This window comes from Inquilinus sp. 2KB_23, assembly GCF_052115705.1.
Taxonomy (GTDB): domain Bacteria; phylum Pseudomonadota; class Alphaproteobacteria; order DSM-16000; family Inquilinaceae; genus Inquilinus; species Inquilinus ginsengisoli_A.
This window is the reverse complement of sequence record NZ_JBFRHF010000006.1, coordinates 262,681-278,601: the sequence shown is the minus strand read 5'-3', so window position 1 is coordinate 278,601 and position 15,921 is coordinate 262,681. Positions and strand designations below refer to the sequence as shown.

General features: G+C 68.1%; 12 protein-coding genes. 3 read left to right on the top strand and 9 right to left on the bottom strand.

Annotation, left to right across the window (positions count from 1 at the left end; all coding sequences use genetic code 11):
• The 5 genes from AB4112_RS10475 to AB4112_RS10455 are packed head-to-tail and all read right to left on the bottom strand — an operon-like array spanning position 1 to position 5,124.
• Positions 1 to 1,068 carry an ABC transporter permease gene (locus AB4112_RS10475; RefSeq protein ID WP_441719278.1) on the bottom strand — a complete coding sequence of 356 codons (1,068 nt, stop codon included), beginning with the start codon at positions 1,066 to 1,068 and terminating at the stop codon, positions 1 to 3.
• The gene (locus AB4112_RS10470; protein ID WP_441719275.1) at positions 1,065 to 2,606 is read right to left on the bottom strand and encodes a sugar ABC transporter ATP-binding protein; all 1,542 of its coding nucleotides are present in this window, start codon (positions 2,604 to 2,606) and stop codon (positions 1,065 to 1,067) included. Before AB4112_RS10470 ends, AB4112_RS10475 begins: the two co-directional genes overlap by 4 nt.
• Positions 2,603 to 3,271 carry a DUF2291 family protein gene (locus AB4112_RS10465; RefSeq protein ID WP_309799812.1) on the bottom strand — a complete coding sequence of 223 codons (669 nt, stop codon included), beginning with the start codon at positions 3,269 to 3,271 and terminating at the stop codon, positions 2,603 to 2,605. The genes AB4112_RS10470 and AB4112_RS10465 overlap by 4 nt, the downstream gene beginning before the upstream one ends.
• 26 nt (positions 3,272 to 3,297) lie before the next feature.
• On the bottom strand, positions 3,298 to 4,236 hold the full coding sequence (locus tag AB4112_RS10460; RefSeq protein WP_309799814.1) for a D-ribose ABC transporter substrate-binding protein: 939 nt from the start codon (positions 4,234 to 4,236) through the stop codon (positions 3,298 to 3,300).
• 60 nt (positions 4,237 to 4,296) lie between these two features.
• Positions 4,297 to 5,124: a phosphogluconate dehydrogenase C-terminal domain-containing protein gene (locus AB4112_RS10455; protein ID WP_309799817.1), complete on the bottom strand. Its 828-nt coding sequence runs from the start codon at positions 5,122 to 5,124 to the stop codon at positions 4,297 to 4,299.
• Between the two features lie 103 nt (positions 5,125 to 5,227).
• Between AB4112_RS10455 and AB4112_RS10450 the strand changes: the two genes are divergently transcribed.
• From AB4112_RS10450 to AB4112_RS10440, 3 genes are all read left to right on the top strand, one after another.
• Positions 5,228 to 6,472: a ribulose-bisphosphate carboxylase large subunit family protein gene (locus AB4112_RS10450; RefSeq protein WP_441719271.1), complete on the top strand. Its 1,245-nt coding sequence runs from the start codon at positions 5,228 to 5,230 to the stop codon at positions 6,470 to 6,472.
• Positions 6,469 to 7,836, top strand: coding sequence for a four-carbon acid sugar kinase family protein (locus AB4112_RS10445; protein WP_441719268.1), 1,368 nt, complete (start codon positions 6,469 to 6,471; stop codon positions 7,834 to 7,836). The genes AB4112_RS10450 and AB4112_RS10445 overlap by 4 nt, the downstream gene beginning before the upstream one ends.
• 470 nt (positions 7,837 to 8,306) lie before the next feature.
• Positions 8,307 to 9,320: a helix-turn-helix domain-containing protein gene (locus AB4112_RS10440; RefSeq protein ID WP_441719265.1), complete on the top strand. Its 1,014-nt coding sequence runs from the start codon at positions 8,307 to 8,309 to the stop codon at positions 9,318 to 9,320.
• 4 nt (positions 9,321 to 9,324) lie between these two features.
• Here AB4112_RS10440 and AB4112_RS10435 read toward each other — a convergent pair whose 3' ends face one another.
• From AB4112_RS10435 to AB4112_RS10420, 4 genes are all read right to left on the bottom strand, one after another.
• The gene (locus tag AB4112_RS10435; RefSeq protein ID WP_309799825.1) at positions 9,325 to 11,124 is read right to left on the bottom strand and encodes a hydantoinase B/oxoprolinase family protein; all 1,800 of its coding nucleotides are present in this window, start codon (positions 11,122 to 11,124) and stop codon (positions 9,325 to 9,327) included.
• Positions 11,125 to 11,152: 28 nt separating this feature from the next.
• Positions 11,153 to 13,225, bottom strand: coding sequence for a hydantoinase/oxoprolinase family protein (locus AB4112_RS10430; RefSeq protein ID WP_309799827.1), 2,073 nt, complete (start codon positions 13,223 to 13,225; stop codon positions 11,153 to 11,155).
• Between the two features lie 59 nt (positions 13,226 to 13,284).
• Positions 13,285 to 14,547 (bottom strand): purine-cytosine permease family protein, encoded by a 1,263-nt coding sequence (locus AB4112_RS10425; protein WP_441719261.1) that lies wholly within the window; start codon positions 14,545 to 14,547, stop codon positions 13,285 to 13,287.
• A gap of 441 nt (positions 14,548 to 14,988) precedes the next feature.
• Positions 14,989 to 15,882: a LysR family transcriptional regulator gene (locus AB4112_RS10420; protein WP_309799830.1), complete on the bottom strand. Its 894-nt coding sequence runs from the start codon at positions 15,880 to 15,882 to the stop codon at positions 14,989 to 14,991.
• Positions 15,883 to 15,921: the final 39 nt, after the last annotated feature.

Sequence of the window (15,921 nt, the reverse complement as noted above, 5' to 3'; positions counted from 1 at the left end):
TCAGCCCTCGCGCGCCATGCGGCGCAGCACCACGCGCTGCTGCAGCCGGCGCTGCGCCTGGTCGACCACCACCGCGGCGATGATCACGAGGCCCTTGATCACGGTCTGCCAGAACGAGCTGACGCCCATCATCACCAGCCCGTCCAACAGGATGCCGATGACGAAGGCGCCGATGATGGTGCCGCCGATCGTGCCGCGGCCGCCGGACATCGAGGTGCCGCCCAGCACCGCGGCGGCGATGGCATTCAGCTCGAAGGTCTCGCCCGTCGCCGGGTGAGAGGCCATCAGCTGCGAGGAGATGATGAGGCCGACGAGGGCGGCGCAGAAGCCGGAGAACATAAAGACGAACATCTTCACCCGGTTGACCCGGACGCCGGACAGCGCGGACGCGCGCTCATTGCCGCCGACCGCGAAGATGTGCCGGCCCAGCGGCGTCCTCGCGGCCAGATAGGCGGCCCCGGCGGCGACCAGGATCAGCAGCCAGATGCTCACCGGCAGGCCCAAGAGCGTGCCGGCGCCGAGCGTGGCGAAGCCGGTGGTGCCGTGCTCGGCCTTGCCCGCGAGGTTGGGGAAGGTGCTGCCGTCGGACAGAAGCATCGCAGCGCCGCGGGCGACGTAGAGCGTGCCCAGCGTGGCAATGAAGGGCGCCACCTTCAGCCGGGTGATCAGGAGGCCGTTGACCGCGCCGATCAGCACGCCGAGGGCGAGGGTGACCAGCATGATCTCCGGCACGTTGAAGTACAGCGTGTAGCCGAAGCCGAGGGTCGACAGGTCGACGCCGTGCAGGATCAGCCCGCCCGCCACCATGCCGCAGAACCCGACGATCGAGCCGACCGACAGGTCGATGCCGCCGGTGATGATGACGAAGGTCATGCCGATCGCCAGGAAGGCGTTCAGTGCCACATGCTTCGACATAAGGATCAGGTTGGCGGCGCTGAGGAAGTTGGGCGCGATGATGGAGAACACGACCAGCACCGCGAACAGCGCGATGAAGGTGCGCAGCTTCATCAGATGCAGGGCGATGGCGTCGCCGCTCCAGCCCTCGGCCGCCTTGTCTGCTGCCATCATGCGCGCGCCTCCCTCAGGGTTGGGTCGGGCCCGTGCCCGGCGGCGGAGGCCGCGACGATGCGGTCCCCGGTCGCCGTCGCCCGGTCGAAGATCTCGACCAGCCGGCCGTTGCTCATCACCGCGATCCGGTCCGACAGCGCCATCACCTCCTCGAGGTCGGAGGTCGCGAACAGGATGCCGAGCCCCTGGGCCGCGAGGTCGCGCATCACCCGGAAGATCTCGGCCTTGGCGCCGACATCGATGCCGCGGCTGGGCTCGTCCATCAGCAGCACCCGGGGGCCGGTCATCAGCGCCTTGCCGATCACCACCTTCTGCTGGTTGCCGCCGCTGAGCGCGCTGATCTCGATGCCCGGATCCGAGACCTTGATCGCAAGTTCGCGGATCGACCGGCGTGCCGCTTCAGCCTCCGCCGACCGGCGGAGATGGAAGCCGCGCAGGAAGCGCCGCAGGCTGGACAGGGTCAGGTTCTCGGCCACCGACAGGATCGGCACCAGCCCGTCGCGCTGCCGGTCCTCGGGGATGATGGCGAGGCCGCGGCGGATCCGCCCGGTCACGTCGCGCGCGGTCACCCGCTCGCCGTCCAGATAGATCGCGCCGCGGGAATAGGGATGGCGGCCCATGATGCAGTCGAACAGCTCGGTCCGCCCGGCGCCCATCAGCCCGTACAGGCCGAGGATCTCGCCGGCCCGCAGCGACAGCGAGGCGTGGTCGACGGCATAGCCGCCGGTGGCGCGCGGCAGGCAGATCGCCTCGGCCCGGAACACCTCCGGCCCCGGCGGCCGGTCCCCCGGCGCCGCGAAGTCCTTCATGGCGGAGCCGACCATCTGCCGCACGATCCAGGGCACATCGATCCGGCCCATCGGCTCATGGCCGGTGATGCGCCCGTCGCGCAGCACGGTGATGAAGTTGCCGATCCGCACCAGCTCCTCCAGCCGGTGCGAGATGTAGACGATGGCCACGCCCTGGGCCTTCAGCTCGGCGATCACCCGGAACAGGATCTCGACCTCGGCGGCGCTGAGGGCCGAGGTCGGCTCGTCCATGATCAGGATGCGGGCGTCCTGCGACAGGACCTTGGCGATCTCGACGATCTGCTGCTGGCCGATGCCGAGGTCACCGACCAGGGCGCGTGGGTCGATATCGTGTTCGAGCCGACGCAGCAGCTCTGCCGCCCGCCGGTTCTGGCCGCGATGGTCGATGCCGCGCAGCCCGCCCGTCAGCTCGCGGGCCATGAAGATGTTCTCGGCCACCGACAGGTTGGCGCAGAGGTTCAACTCCTGGAACACGATGCCGATACCCTGTCGCACCGCGTCCTTCGGGCTGTATAGCACCACCGGCCGGCCATCGACCAGAATGCGGCCCTCGGTCGGCTGCTCGACCCCGGCGATGATCTTCATCAGCGTCGACTTGCCGGCGCCGTTCTCGCCGACCAGGACGTTGACCGCGCCGCGATGCACGGTGAAGTCGACACCCTTCAGCGCCACCGTGCCGGGATAGACCTTGGTCACCCCCTCGACCTGGAGGGCAGGGGCCTCGGTCATGGCGTGGCCTCGCCGAGGCCCAGCTCGGCCGGGGTGACCAGCGGCTTGGCCTTCGGGTCGTCCAGGGTGAAGACGCCCAGCAGCGTCACCGTTCGGCCGACCAGCTTGTCGCGCGGCAGGGCGGCCAGCGTGGCGTTGTAGATGTGCGCGTTCAGCGCCTTGCCGAACTTGGCGTATTCGATCTGGTTGGCGAAGCTGTTGAAGGAGAGGAAGTCGATGCTGTCGCGCAGCGCCGTGCCCTTGAACACCGGGCCGATCTGGACGGTCAGGTCGGCCGCGCCGTCGCCATCGGCATCGACCTCGATGGTCGCCGCCCGCGTGCCGGTGTCGGCCGCCGTGATCCTGCCCTCGACCGTCGCCGCCACGGTCCAGGGCATGCTGTCCACCGCCCGGTGGCCGAAGCGCTTCCCGGCCTCGTCCGGGGCCAGCGCCCGCAGCTCGGCGAAGGGACCGGCCTTGGCCTTGAGATAGGGCAGCAGCTTGGGCTGCCAGATCTCCTCGACCGTCTTCTCCGGGTCGAAGGCCGGGTTGTCGAAGGAGGTCGCGACGCTGCCGCTCGCGGCCGCCGAGGCCACCTGCGGCGGCTCGTTTTTCACGAGCTTGCAGGCGGCCAGCGGCAGGCCGGCGGCCAGGATCGCGATCACCAGGCGTCGGGACGGCGCCATCTCGGGACTCCGGACTCGACCGTCCGTCACTTCATCGCAAAGGTTTCCAGCTTGCCGGCGTTGTCTGGCGTGATCAGCAGGCAGTCCATCAGCTGCTTCTCGGGCTGGCCGGTCTTGCCGGTCTTCAGGAACTGGTCGGCCTGCTCGACCGCCAGCTCGGCCTGGCGATAGGCCGGCTGCAGCACGGTGGCCTTGATCCCGCCCTGGCGGATCGAATCCCGCACGTCGTTGCTGCCGTCGAAGCCGACCAGGATCACGTCGGTGCGGCCGGCCGCGGTCAGTGCCGCCCAGGCGCCCATCGCCATGGTGTCGTTGCCGGAGATCACGCCCTTGATGTCGGGATGGGCCTGCAGGATCGACTCCATCTTCGCGAACGCCTCGGTCTGGCTCCAATTCGCCGACTGGCGGGCGACCATCTTCAGGTCGGGATAGTCGTCGATGACGTCGTGATAGCCCTGCGAGCGGATGCCGGCATTGGTGTCGGCCTCGCGCCCGACCAGCTCGGCATAATTGCCCTTCTCGCCCATCAGCTTGACGAATTCCTGCGCGCCCAGCTGGGCGCCCTGGTAGTTGTTTGAGACGATCTGCGCCACGGCGACGCCGGTGACGTTGATCTCGCGGTCGATCAGGAAGGACGGGATGCCGGCGTCCTTCGCCTTCTGCACCGCCGCCACCGTGGCGTCGGCCCCGGCATTGTCGAGGATGATCGCCTTGGCGCCGCGGGCGATGGCGGTATCGATCCGCTCCATCTGCTTGTTGGCGTCGTCGTCATGGACCAGGACGATGGTGTCGTAGCCCAGCGCCTGGGCCCGCTTCTGGGCGCCCTCGGCCTCCGCCTTGAAGAACGGGTTGTCGTGCGAGGGTGTGATGACGGCGACCAGGTCCTTCGCCTGGGCGGCGACGCCGAAGCCCAGCGCCAAGGTGCCGGCGATGCCGGCGGCGAGAAGCGCCTTGGTGAAACGCATATGATCCTCCCTGTGGATGTTGTCGATTTCGCCCGGTTCGGGCCTGCGGCCCGCCGGATCTCAGGTGATGCGCTGGATGCTGGCCGCGATCTCGTCCGGTTCGAACACCCGCTTCCAGTCCGGCCGCATCAGCACCGGCTTGCCGAACTCGATCGCCTTGTTGCAGGCGTCGGAGAACACGCCGTCGCGCTCGTCGAAGATGACGGAGGCCAGCACGTTCAGGTGGCCCAGCAGGAAGTCCCGTGCGGCGTCGTGGGCCACGCCGCGGGCCACCACCTCGTCCATCGCCTCGCGCATCACCACCAGCAGCGTGGCGCAGACGGTCTCGGACAGGCCGGGCTCCAGGAGGGCCATCTGCTCGACCGAGACCCGGTGCGAGCGCATCACCGGCGCCCAGATCACCTTGGCGACCTCCTCGCCCAGGGCATAGGCCTCCTCGGGCCCCTGCATCAGGGCGGAGACGATGTGCTGCTTGGCCGCGATGCCGCCGAAATAGTCGGTCTTCGCCGCCATCTCGGTCTCGTCGTTGAAGATTGGCGGATGGCAGGGATGGGTGACGAAGTAGGTCAGGTCGCCACGCTTCGGCAAGTGGCCGGCGAAGGGGGCGGCGGCATCCAGCGCGACCACCATGGTGCCGGGCCTGAGCCGGGCATCGATCCCGGCGGCGACCTTGCCGATCAGCGTGTCGGGCACGGCCAGAATGACCACGTCGGCGCCGTCCAGCGCCGCCTCGGCCGGGACGCAGTCAACGCCGAGCCTGGCTTTCAGCTGGGCCCGGCCGGCCTCGCCGACCTCGACATGGCGCACGTCGAAGCGCGACCCCTTCAGGTTGCTGGACAGCCGGAAGCCCATCTTGCCGCCAGCCCCGAACAATGCAATCGACGTCATGGGCGCGCCCTCTCTTGCCAGGTCGTTGACGAGACGAGTAAGACAACTGGTATGATGAGTCAATCAGCATGATTTGATCATCCGACGGGCGGAGAGGCAGAGGATGGAGCGCATCGAGGCCGACTACCTGATCGAGACGGCCTATGACCCGCGGGCGGCAGCCGAGGTGATGGCGGGCGAACAATCCTCCGGCACCTTTGTGAAGGTCCCGGGCGAAACGGCCGCGCTGAAGAAGCGGTCGGCCGCGCGGCTCGAAAAGTTGGAGGTCGTCGGCGAGGCCGCGGCGGCGTCGCTGCCTGGTGCGGGCGGGCAGGGGCCGATTGTCCGGGCGCAGGTCACGCTGTCCTGGCCGCTCGCCAATCTCGGCCCGTCCCTGCCGAACCTGATGGCGACGGTGGCCGGAAACCTGTTCGAGCTGAAGCAGTTCTCCGGCCTGAAGCTGCTCGACATCCGTCTGCCGCCCGCCTTCGCCACGGCCTATGAAGGGCCGCGCTTCGGCATTGCCGGCACGCGGCGCCTTGTGGGCGTCGAGGGCCGGCCGCTGATCGGCACCATCATCAAGCCCAGCGTCGGCCTGGGACCGGAGGAAACGGCCGAGTTGGTGCGGACCCTGGCCGAGGCCGGCATTGACTTCATCAAGGATGACGAACTGCAGGGCGACGGCCCTGCCTGCCCGTTCGAGGACCGCGCCCGTGCGGTGATGCGGGCGATCAATGAGGTCGCCGAACGCAAGGGGCGAAAGACGATGTTCGCCTTCAACCTGACCGGCGATCTGGACGAGATGCGGCGCCGGCACGACCTGGTGCAGGCGCTGGGCGGCACCTGCATCATGGCCAGCGTCAACTCGGTCGGCCTCGCCGGCATGATCGCGCTCGGCCGGCACAGCGCATTGCCGATCCATGCCCATCGCAACGGCTGGGGCTACCTCTCCCGCCACCCGCTGCTCGGCTTCAGCTTCACGGCTTGGCACAAGGTCTGGCGGCTGGCCGGGGCCGACCACATCCATGTCAACGGCCTGGCCAACAAGTTCTCGGAGGAGGACGACAGCGTCATCGCCTCGGCCCGGGCCTGCCTGGCGCCGCTGTTCCCGGACAAGCCCTGTCCGATCATGCCGGTCTTCTCCTCCGGCCAGACGGTACGGCAGGCGCCCGGCACTTGGCAGGCGCTGGGCTCGACCGATCTGATCTTCGCCGCCGGCGGCGGGATCATGGCCCATCCCGGCGGGCCGGCGGCGGGCGTCGCCGCCTTGCGCGAGGCGTGGGAGGCCGCGGTCGGGGACGTGCCTCTGGCCGACCATGCCCGTACCCGGCCGGCCCTGGCCCAGGCGCTGGAGACGTACAAGGGATGACCGGCTCCCTGCCCGAAGGACCGCTCGTCTCCTGGTATGGCGACGATTTCACCGGCGCCGCCGCGGTGATGGAGGTGCTGACCTTCGGCGGCGTGCCCTCCGTGCTGTTCCTCGACGTGCCGACGCCGCAACGCCTCGCCGCCTTCGCCGGATACCGCGGTATCGGCATCGCCGGGGTGGCACGGTCGAAGGACCCGGCCTGGATGGAACGGCATCTGCCGCGGGCCTTCGCCGCCCTGGCCGGGCTCGGCGCTCCGGTGGCGCAGTACAAGATATGCTCGACCCTTGATTCCGCGCCTGAGGTCGGGTCGATCGGCAAGGCCGTCGATCTTGCCGTGCCATGGCTCGGCGGGGCCTGGCATCCCTTCGTGGTCGCAGCACCGGCGATCGGGCGCTGGCAGTGCTTCGGCAATCTCTTCGCCGCCTTCGGGGGCGCGGTGCATCGTCTCGACCGGCACCCGACGATGAGCCGCCACCCGGTGACGCCGATGCGCGAGGCCGACATCCGGCGGCATCTGGCGTTGCAAACCGGCAGGGCCATCGGCCTCGTCGACCTCACCGACCTCCGCTCCGGCGGGGGCGAGGCGGCGCTGCGGCGGGAGATCGCCTGGGGCGCCGGGATCGTCGCCTTCGACGTGATGGACGAGGCCGATCTCGCGGCTGTCGGCGGCATCATCTGGCGGAATCGCGGCGAAAGGCTGTTCGCGATCGGCTCGCAGGGGCTGGAATACGCGCTGCTGGCCCATTGGCGCCAGGCCGGGCTGATCGCGCCACCCCCGCCGGCGCCGAGCGCCGGGGCAGTCGAGCGCGTCGCGGTCGTTTCCGGCTCCTGCGCGCCGCAGACCGCGGCCCAGATTGTCCATGCGCTGAAATGCGGCTTCCAACCCATCCCGGTCGATGCTCGCCACGCCGTCGATGCCTCCGCCTGGGTCGCGGAGGTCGGGCGGGCCGTGGACGCGGCGCTGGCCGCGATCGGCGCGGGAAGAGACCCGCTGCTCTTCACGGCGCGCGGGCCGGACGACCCGGCGGTGGCGGCGCTCAACCAGGCCCTGGCCGCCTCCGGCGCCGATCCCGCCGCGGTCAACGAGCGCATCGGCACGGGCCTGGGCACCGCGCTCAATCAGGTGCTGCGGCGGGCGCGGCTGAAGCGTGGCATCATCGCTGGCGGCGACACCTCCGGCTATGGCGCGAGCGTTCTCGGCATCCACGCGCTGACCGCCCTGGCGCCGACAGCGCCCGGGGCGGCTCTGTTCCAGGCGCATGGCGATGATCCGGCCCTGGACGGCCTGCAGATTGCGCTGAAGGGCGGCCAGATGGGTGCGCCGGATTATTTCAGCCATATCAAGGCAGGGGGAGGCGGCTGAGCACCGACGCAGGGCCCAATGTATACCTTCGTGCCCTGGCGGTTAAACCTCGCGAACGCTTATGGCGCATTCGCGCCAAGTCTCGGCGCGTTGTTCTGGTTGCAGATCCGTGATCTGAAGCTGTGTTGCTCTGCGCTCCCATAGGGCAGGGGACCGAAGTTGTGTCGTTTCACGCGGCCTTCGTCATCGACTTTTGGGCCGCCTTCTTCGAGAGGATTTTCCGGACGAACTTGTTACAGTAGGCAATCGCCGCGCGCTTCTCAGCCGCGTAGGTCCAGCGATCGTAGCACTTCGAACTCTCGTCCCGGGGCATAGTTGCCAGACCCGTGGATGGCACGAACAGCATTGCCGCTTTGAAGGCCCTTGATGGCGGGATATTTGCTAAACTGTCGTCGAAGTTCTCCGACGGGCACGGCGTCGCCAGGATGTTGCCAGCCCGTCCCAGTCCTGTGCACGGCGGACAATCATTGATGCATGATCGGGCCGAGTTCGATTTCGTGACGGGAAGGGGAATCGCCGACCCGGAAGCGCAGATCGATGTCGGCTCGGTGGCCCGCATCGGGTCGCGCCTTGCGGCGTGGCGCGATGTGCTGAACACCTACTACTACCCCCTCGACCTCTCCTCGCCGGCCGCCCTGTTCGATGTCGGCCGCCTGTCCGTGCACGACGTGGCCTCGATCCGGATCGGCGTCCTGCACAGCGATCCGATGACCGTCCGGCGCCACCCCACCCACATCCGGCGCCACAGCGACGACTTCTTCATGATGCCGATCTCGGCGTCGGGCAGCCTGTCCCTGTCCCAGCGCGGCCGTGAATGCGAGGTCCGGCCCGGCGACCTCGCCTTCATCGGCACCGGCGACCCTTACGTCTACGTCCAGCCGACGCGCAATTCGGTGGCGGCCATCCGGCTGCCCGCGGACATGGTCCGCTCACGCATCCCGTGGATCGACGACATGACCGCCCGGCAATGCCCGGGGGAGCAGCCGCTGGTCCGGGTGTTCCAGGATTTCCTCAGGTCGATGATCCGCAACAGCGCGGCGCTGAGCGACGCGGAAGCGGAATTCCTGCGTCGGTCGCTGTTCGACCTCCTGGCGCTCGCCTTGACCGTGCCGGGGGATGCCGCCTTCGACGAGACCTCGGTCCGGTTCGCCCATCGGCAGCGCATCCTCCACTTCATCGAGGAGCATGTCTGCGACCGGGATCTGAGTAGTTCGGCGATCGCCCGGAGGCTCGGCCTGTCGCCCCGCTACATCCAGCGGATCTTCGCGGAGCGGGGCGAGACCCTGACCGAGATCATCCGCCGGCGACGGGTCGCGGAGGCGCAGCAGCTGCTGCGCAGCCGGAGCCTCGCCAACCGGTCGGTCGAGCAGGTCTGCTACTCCGTGGGGTTCCAGGACCCGGCCTATTTCAGCCGGGTGTTCCGCCAGGAGACCGGAATGTCCCCTGGCGAATACCGCCGGCAACACGCCGAGCCGGCGGCCTGACCCGTCAGCCCGGCCGGGCCGATCGCAGCTCGGACCGGCGCCGGTCGGTCGCCGCTTCGTCGACCTCCAGGGCGTCCGGCCCGCTGGCCGAGAACACCACTCCGTAGATGTCGCGCGCCCGGTCGGGGGTCTCGTAGCGTTCCAGCACGTCGTGCAGCACGCGCCTGACGTCGCGGTCCAACGGGTCGCCATAGCCGCCGCCCCCGGCTTGGTTGCCCTTGACGTACTCATCCTTGCGGATGGTCAGGACGGTGATGTTCGGCAGTTCCTCCTCCTGGCCGTTGGCGCCGATCTTCCAGTGCCGGCAGCGCTGCCCCTCATGACCGCCGAGGACGCCCTTGGGCGGGTAGACCGTGCCATCGCAGGGCCAGATCACCTCCATCGGCCGTTCCTTCGGGCCGTAGGCCACCTCCATCGCCGGGGCGCCGCGGAACTTGCCGGCGCCGCCGGTGCCGGGCATCAGGCGCAGGAACCGGATGGCGATCGGGTGCTTGAGCTCATCGATCTCGACCGAGTCCCGGTACATCAGCCCGGCCGCGACCGGCAGACCATAGGTGACCCAGCCGTCGGCGTTGGGCGAGCCCGGCCCGCCCGCATTGGCCAGGAACAGCTGGTTGACATAGGCGGCGTTGTCGACCCGGTGATCCTTGCCCGACACCACGGCACAGCCGGCCCCCATGCCGAGGCCGCCCTCGGCCAGGCCCCAGCCCTCGCCGAGCTGGGCGAAGGCCGATTGCACGATGTTCACCAGCCGGTCGGCGACGTTGGTGGTGCCGACCGAGCAGCTGTGCGGGAATTGCGGCCGGCCGGCGACGCAGCCGTCGCGCAGCTTCAGCCGGATGCGGCGGAACGAGCCGTAGTTGCGCGGCACCGAGGTGTCCAGGGCGTTGAAGATGCCGGCGATGGTCGAGGCCGAGGTGCAGGCCTCGCTCTCGTTGAAGCCGCAGTCGACATTGTCGACATTGTCCATCAGGTCGATCTCGATCATCGCCGCGTCAGGGTCGATGTCGATGACGACATTCAGCGGGATCCCGTCGGGCAGCAATTCGCCGAACGGGTCGTGCGCGCCGGTATTCTTCAGCGTCACCTTGGGTAGGGTGCGGATCGCCTGCACCATCCGCTGTTCGGAATAGGCGAACCAGTGGCGCACGAAGGCCTTGATCTGCTCCGTCCCGTATTTGGCGCACAGCTCCTTCAGCCGCCGCTCGGCGATGCGGGCCGAGCCGATGCCAGCCAGGAAGTCGCCGTACCACTGGTCGGGGACGCGGATGCGCGACCGGCACATCCGCACCACATCCTCGACCATCTCGTAGCCCCGCTGGATCCGCACCGCCGGGAAGATCAGGGCGCCCTCGGCGTACTGGTCCTTGGCGCCGGCCATGTAGGTGGTCGGCAGGGCGTTGCCGATATCGGCCTGATGCGCCTTGGCCACGGCGGTGAACAGGTGCTCCCCATCGACGAAGACGGGGACGAGGTAGGTGTGGTCGCCGGCATGGGTGTTGCCGGAATAGGGGTCGTTGTGCAGATAGCAGTCGCCCTCGCGCAGCGTGTCGCCAGCGAAATCGCACATCGCCTGCGTCTGCATGTGGCTGCCGAAGATGTGGATCGGCAACCCTTCGGCAGAGGCCAGCAGCCGGTTGTCGCCGGTGCAGATCGAGCAGCTGAAATCCCGCGCGCCGTTGATCACGCCCGAGCGGGCGGCCCGCAGCAGCGTGTTCGTCATCTCCCGGATGATGCCGTCGATCCGGTTGGCGATGATCGCCGTCATATAGGGATCGAAATCGGCTTCGGTCGTCTCGGTCATGGTCAATGTCCTTCGAAAACGGGAGCCGTCAGGCGATGTCGAGCCGGTAATGGCCGTTGCCGCTGATCGACACGGCCATGCCGGGATAGACGACCAGCGTCGTCGTGGATTCCTCGATGATGGCGGGGCCCTGGATGCGGCTGCCGCGGGCGAGGTCGGCCGACTTGTAGATCGGCACTTCGACCGGGACTCTGTCGCCGAAGAAGCAGGGCCGCGTGGAGGAGGCGGTCGCGGCCCCGATGGCCTCGACCATGGGCGACGGAGTCGGCGGGTCGGATAGCGCCACCTTCAGCCGGGCCTTCCAGCTGACCGTCTCGATCGGACTGTTGACGTCGCGCACGGCGAAGACCCGCTCATGGACGTCATGGAAGGTGTCGACATAGGCCGAGAGATCCTGGTCGCCGGCAAACCGATCCGTCGCCAGAGGTGTGTCGAGCTCCCAGATCTGGCCGAGATAACGGGCCTCGCCGAAGCGTTCGACGGCATAGGCGTCGCCGCGTCCGGGCAGCTTGCGGCGGAAGGCGTGCAGCTTGTCCTCCAGCGCGTCGAACACCTCGTTCACCCGGGCCCGGTCGAAGCGGTTCGACGGCATCACCACGCTTCGGGCCTCCTCCGCCACGATGTCGGCGAACTGCATGCCGGCCGCGGACAGGGCCGAGGCGCTGTTGGGCAGGATCACGTTGCGGCAGCCCAGCTCCTTGGCGATCAGCATGATGTTGACGCCGGCGGCGCCGCCCCCGGCGACGATCGTGCTCTCGCGCGGGTTGACGCCCTCGTTGATGGTGACGTCACCGATCGCCCGCACCATCAGGTCGCTGGCAAGGCCAAGGATGCGGAAAGCGGTCTCCTCGACCGTCAGGCCGATCCGCGTCGCCACCTCGCCCACGGCGCGCCGCGCCGCCTCCACATCCAGCCGCATCCGGCCGCCGAGGAAATAGTCCGGGTCGAAATAGCCAAGGACGACCGCGGCATCCGACACGGTCGGCCGAGTGCCGCCGCGGCCATAGCAGGCCGGGCCGGGGACCGAGCCGGCCGACATCGGGCCGACGCGCATCAGGCCGCCATCGTCGATCCAGGCGATCGATCCGCCGCCGGCCCCGATCGAACGCATGTCGACGGCGGAGATGCCGAGCAGGTTCCCGGTGTAGCGAGGCCCGAGCCAGGTGTCGCGGCTGAAGGTCAGGCGGCCGTCGCGAACCACGCCGACATCGAAGGTGGTGCCGCCGGTGTCGCAGACGATCACGTCCTCGCCCATCCCCTCCAGCCGCGAATAGGTGATCGCCGCGATCGGCGCCATGGCGGGGCCGGAACCGACCGTGTAGATCGGCTTCTCGATCAGCCCCTCGATGCTGCTGCAGCCGCCGGCGGCGGTGCTGACCAGGATCTCGCCGCCATAGCCCGCCGCCCGCAGGTCGCTTTCCAGGTCGCGGAGATGGGCCTGCATCAGCGGCTTCAGCGAGGCGTCGATCGCCGTCGCCGAGGCGCGGCGGTATTCGCGCACCACCGGGATCAGCTGGTGCGACAGCGTGTAGGGCATGCCCGGCAGGATCTCCTCGATCAGGGCGCCGACCTGCAGCTCATGGGCCGGGTTCGCGATCGACCACAGGAAGCAGACGGCGACGGCGCCGAAGCCCTGCGGGCCGAGATCGGCGATCACCTTGCGCGCCTGGGCCGCGTTCAGCGGGATCACCGTCTGGCCCTCGGAGCCGATCCGCTCCTCGATCTCGAAGGTGTGGCGCCGCGGGATGTAGGGCTGCGGGTAGTCCTGCGAGAAGTCGTGCGGGTTGAACTTGCCGCCCTCCTTCAGCACCAGGACGTCGGGGAAGCCTTCGGTGGTGAGCAGCGCCGTCTTGGCCACACTCCCGGTGACGATGGCGTTGGTCGCCCGTGTCGTCCCGTAGATCAGCAGCGAGGCGTTGCGCAGCAGGTCGTCCAGGGAGATGCCGAGATCCTGCGCCGCATGCGCCAGGGCGCCGCGCATGCCCTCGAAGATGCGGTCCGGCGTGGTCAGCGCCTTGCCGATGGTGAAGGTGCCGGCGCTGTCGCTGACCACGACGTCGGTGAAGGTCCCGCCGGTGTCGACGGAGATGCGATAGGTCATGGAACTCGTCTCGATCAGGGGAAGGTAGGCGGCGGGGCGGCGCGCCCCGGCCGTCGGCGTCAGGCGGCGCCTTTGACAAACCATCCGGGCTGGGCCCGTATCAGAAGCCCGTAGTAGAGGCCGGCGGCGACCACGGCCGTGGCCGGGGCCGAGAAGCTGGCGGTCAGCCCACCCATCTGCTGTAGGCCGAGGCCGACCGCGGCGCCGACGAACCATGCGGCCAGGCCGCAGGGATTGAAGGCGGGGATGCGGTCGCTGCGATACTCGACGGCACCGCCGAACAGCCGATCGTAGCGCGAGGACAGGATGTGGGTGAGGGCGATGGCCACCCAGGCCACGACGAAGATGCCCTGATAGGCCAGCGCCTGGAGCAGCCAGGTGAAGACGTCGGCCAGCATCAGCCCGTAGACGATGGCGCCGACGACGAGCGCCCAGACCAGCTTGCCGGCCCGGATGCCGGCCGCCTGAGCGAAGAACGATGCCATGTTGCCGGTGGCGAGATGGAAGTTCGCGGTGTTGATCCGTGTCTGGGTCACCCAGACGAACAGCAGGCCGGCGATGCCCATCAGCTTCAAGAGGGCCAGCAGGACCGAGACTTCGGATAGTGCCCCGTCCATCGGCACGGTGCCGACCAGGAAGATGCCGAACAGCCCGTTGACGATCAGGGCCATCAGGTAGAACGGCGTGCCGAAGTTGAACAGCGAATGGTAGCGGATGTCCTCTTCACGGCCGAAGCGGGCGTAGTCGAAGGTGTACATCATCAGGATCCACACCCCCATGAAGTACACGAAGCAGTGCCACCAGCCGTCGGCGGGCGCGCCGCCAGTCGGCCCGAGGGCCAGCCAGGCGTTGGAGTAGCCGTATTCGAGAACGGCCATCACCACGGCCGCGACCAGGCCCAGGAGATAGAGCGGGAACAGCACGCCGTTCAGCTTGTCCAGCCAGGTCTGGATCGAGCCCAGGCTCAGCGGGACGCTGTACAGGATGACGATCAGCGCCGCCCATCCATACCCGACGCCCGGGAAGACCGTGTGGATGCCCACGGCGATGACCGAGCCCTCGAACACCGCGTAGTAGATCGCGGTCACGAAGAAGATCAGCGTGGCCAGCGCCGCGCCGGCATTGCCGAACAGGATGCGCGAGAACAACGCGACGGAAAGGCCCGTCTTGATCGCATAGCGGGAAATAATGCCGTTGATGATGCTGTACACCACGACCGACAGCAGCATGCCGATGATCGCGTTCACGGCGCCGAAGCCCTGCGCCAGCGCCGCGGCAACCACGAAATAGAACACGGCGCTCGACACGGCCCACCAAGCCATCGTCAGCGCGCCCTTGGACGTCCGATGGCCAGGGGAACCGGCCGTGTCGAGAAATCCAGACTGTTGGAATCGCTGTCGTCGGTTGGCGCCGATCCAGCCATGTGAGCCTCCTGTCGACGTGTTTGCGGCGGCCATGCCTTCCTCGGGAAAGGCAGGGTCCCGGGGCGGTACGGGCTGATGGAGCTCTGTGAGGCTCCTTGTGAAGGCCACGCCGCCCTTCGAGGGACAGAGTAATCAGCTCGTCCGGTGGCTGTTTTGGACGAAACCGCCCAATCTCTTGGATTCTGGCACGCGTTGCTGGGGCCCGACGACGACCGGTTCAACTGCGTGGGCCGATCCGCTGCTGGCTGTTCGGATCTGACCATTTGCGCAGTCCGTGATCATTCTCGCGTTCATCGTCCGTTGGATCGTGGGAGGGATCGGCTTCGCGCCGTTCGTGCATTAGCGATCAACACTCGTGGGGTGCGGAGCCGGTTCGCAATACTCGATCAGCAATTCGGTGAGGACCCGTATCTTCCGTGCAGGATGCTGACCTGGCGGGCGAATGACATAGGCACCGGCGGGCGGCGGCGGATGACGCGTCATGACCGGCACAAGCGCACCGGAAGCGATATGTTCATGGGTCAGGCAATCGGGCAGGTAGGCGATGCCGAGTCCGGCTGTTGCGGCGGCGACCAGAGCTATGCCGTTGTCGGCCTTGAAGCGCCCCTGCGGACGAACCGTGATGATCTTGTCGCCATCCATGAGTTGCCAGCTTTCGGCGCCCTGCATGAGAGCCTCATGGGCGACGAGTTCCTCCGGCGTCTCGGGCGACCCATGCGCCTTGATGTAGTCGGGGCTTGCGACGAACTTCCCATAGATCGGTCCGACGCGTCTGGCGATCAGGTTGGAGTCCTGAAGATAGCCAACCCGTATCGCGCAATCATAACCCTCCGTGATGAGATCGACGAAGCGATCGCTGTAGCAGGTGTGGATTCGGAGCTGGGGGTGGCGGCGCGCCATTTCCGCGAGGATGGGAGCGAAGTGAGTCGAGCCGAAAGAGAGCGGCACGGCAACTCGCAAGCGGCCGTGAAGGTCACCGGTGGGTAGGATCGTTTCTCTGGCTACGTCGATCTCGGCGCAGACTCTGGCAGCATAGTCTCGGAACGTGGCCCCTGCTTCCGTGAGGGCGGCGCCCCGCGTGGTCCGTGCAAGAAGCTGGACACCGAGTTCCGCTTCAAGCCGGAAGAGCCGCCGGCTGACGATTGACTTGGAGACGCCGAGCCGCAGCGCAGCAGGCGAAACTCCCCCGGCATCAGCCACTTCTACGAAGGTCTGCAGCTCTTCGATGTCCATTGGCGTTCCCCTTCCCGCGACACAGCTTGTCGCAAAAGG

Bases quoted from the DNA above. Each gene is read 5' to 3' on its own strand.
- AB4112_RS10445 (WP_441719268.1), top strand. From the start codon at position 6,469: ATGACCGGCTCCCTGCCCGAAGGACCGCTCGTCTCCTGGTATGGCGAC.
- AB4112_RS10465 (WP_309799812.1), bottom strand. From the start codon at position 3,271: ATGGCGCCGTCCCGACGCCTGGTGATCGCGATCCTGGCCGCCGGCCTG.
- AB4112_RS10460 (WP_309799814.1), bottom strand. From the start codon at position 4,236: ATGCGTTTCACCAAGGCGCTTCTCGCCGCCGGCATCGCCGGCACCTTG.
- AB4112_RS10420 (WP_309799830.1), bottom strand. From the start codon at position 15,882: ATGGACATCGAAGAGCTGCAGACCTTCGTAGAAGTGGCTGATGCCGGG.
- AB4112_RS10470 (WP_441719275.1), bottom strand. From the start codon at position 2,606: ATGACCGAGGCCCCTGCCCTCCAGGTCGAGGGGGTGACCAAGGTCTAT.
- AB4112_RS10430 (WP_309799827.1), bottom strand. From the start codon at position 13,225: ATGACCTATCGCATCTCCGTCGACACCGGCGGGACCTTCACCGACGTC.
- AB4112_RS10440 (WP_441719265.1), top strand. From the start codon at position 8,307: ATGCATGATCGGGCCGAGTTCGATTTCGTGACGGGAAGGGGAATCGCC.
- AB4112_RS10455 (WP_309799817.1), bottom strand. From the start codon at position 5,124: ATGACGTCGATTGCATTGTTCGGGGCTGGCGGCAAGATGGGCTTCCGG.
- AB4112_RS10475 (WP_441719278.1), bottom strand. From the start codon at position 1,068: ATGATGGCAGCAGACAAGGCGGCCGAGGGCTGGAGCGGCGACGCCATC.
- AB4112_RS10435 (WP_309799825.1), bottom strand. From the start codon at position 11,124: ATGACCGAGACGACCGAAGCCGATTTCGATCCCTATATGACGGCGATC.
- AB4112_RS10425 (WP_441719261.1), bottom strand. From the start codon at position 14,547: ATGGCTTGGTGGGCCGTGTCGAGCGCCGTGTTCTATTTCGTGGTTGCC.
- AB4112_RS10450 (WP_441719271.1), top strand. From the start codon at position 5,228: ATGGAGCGCATCGAGGCCGACTACCTGATCGAGACGGCCTATGACCCG.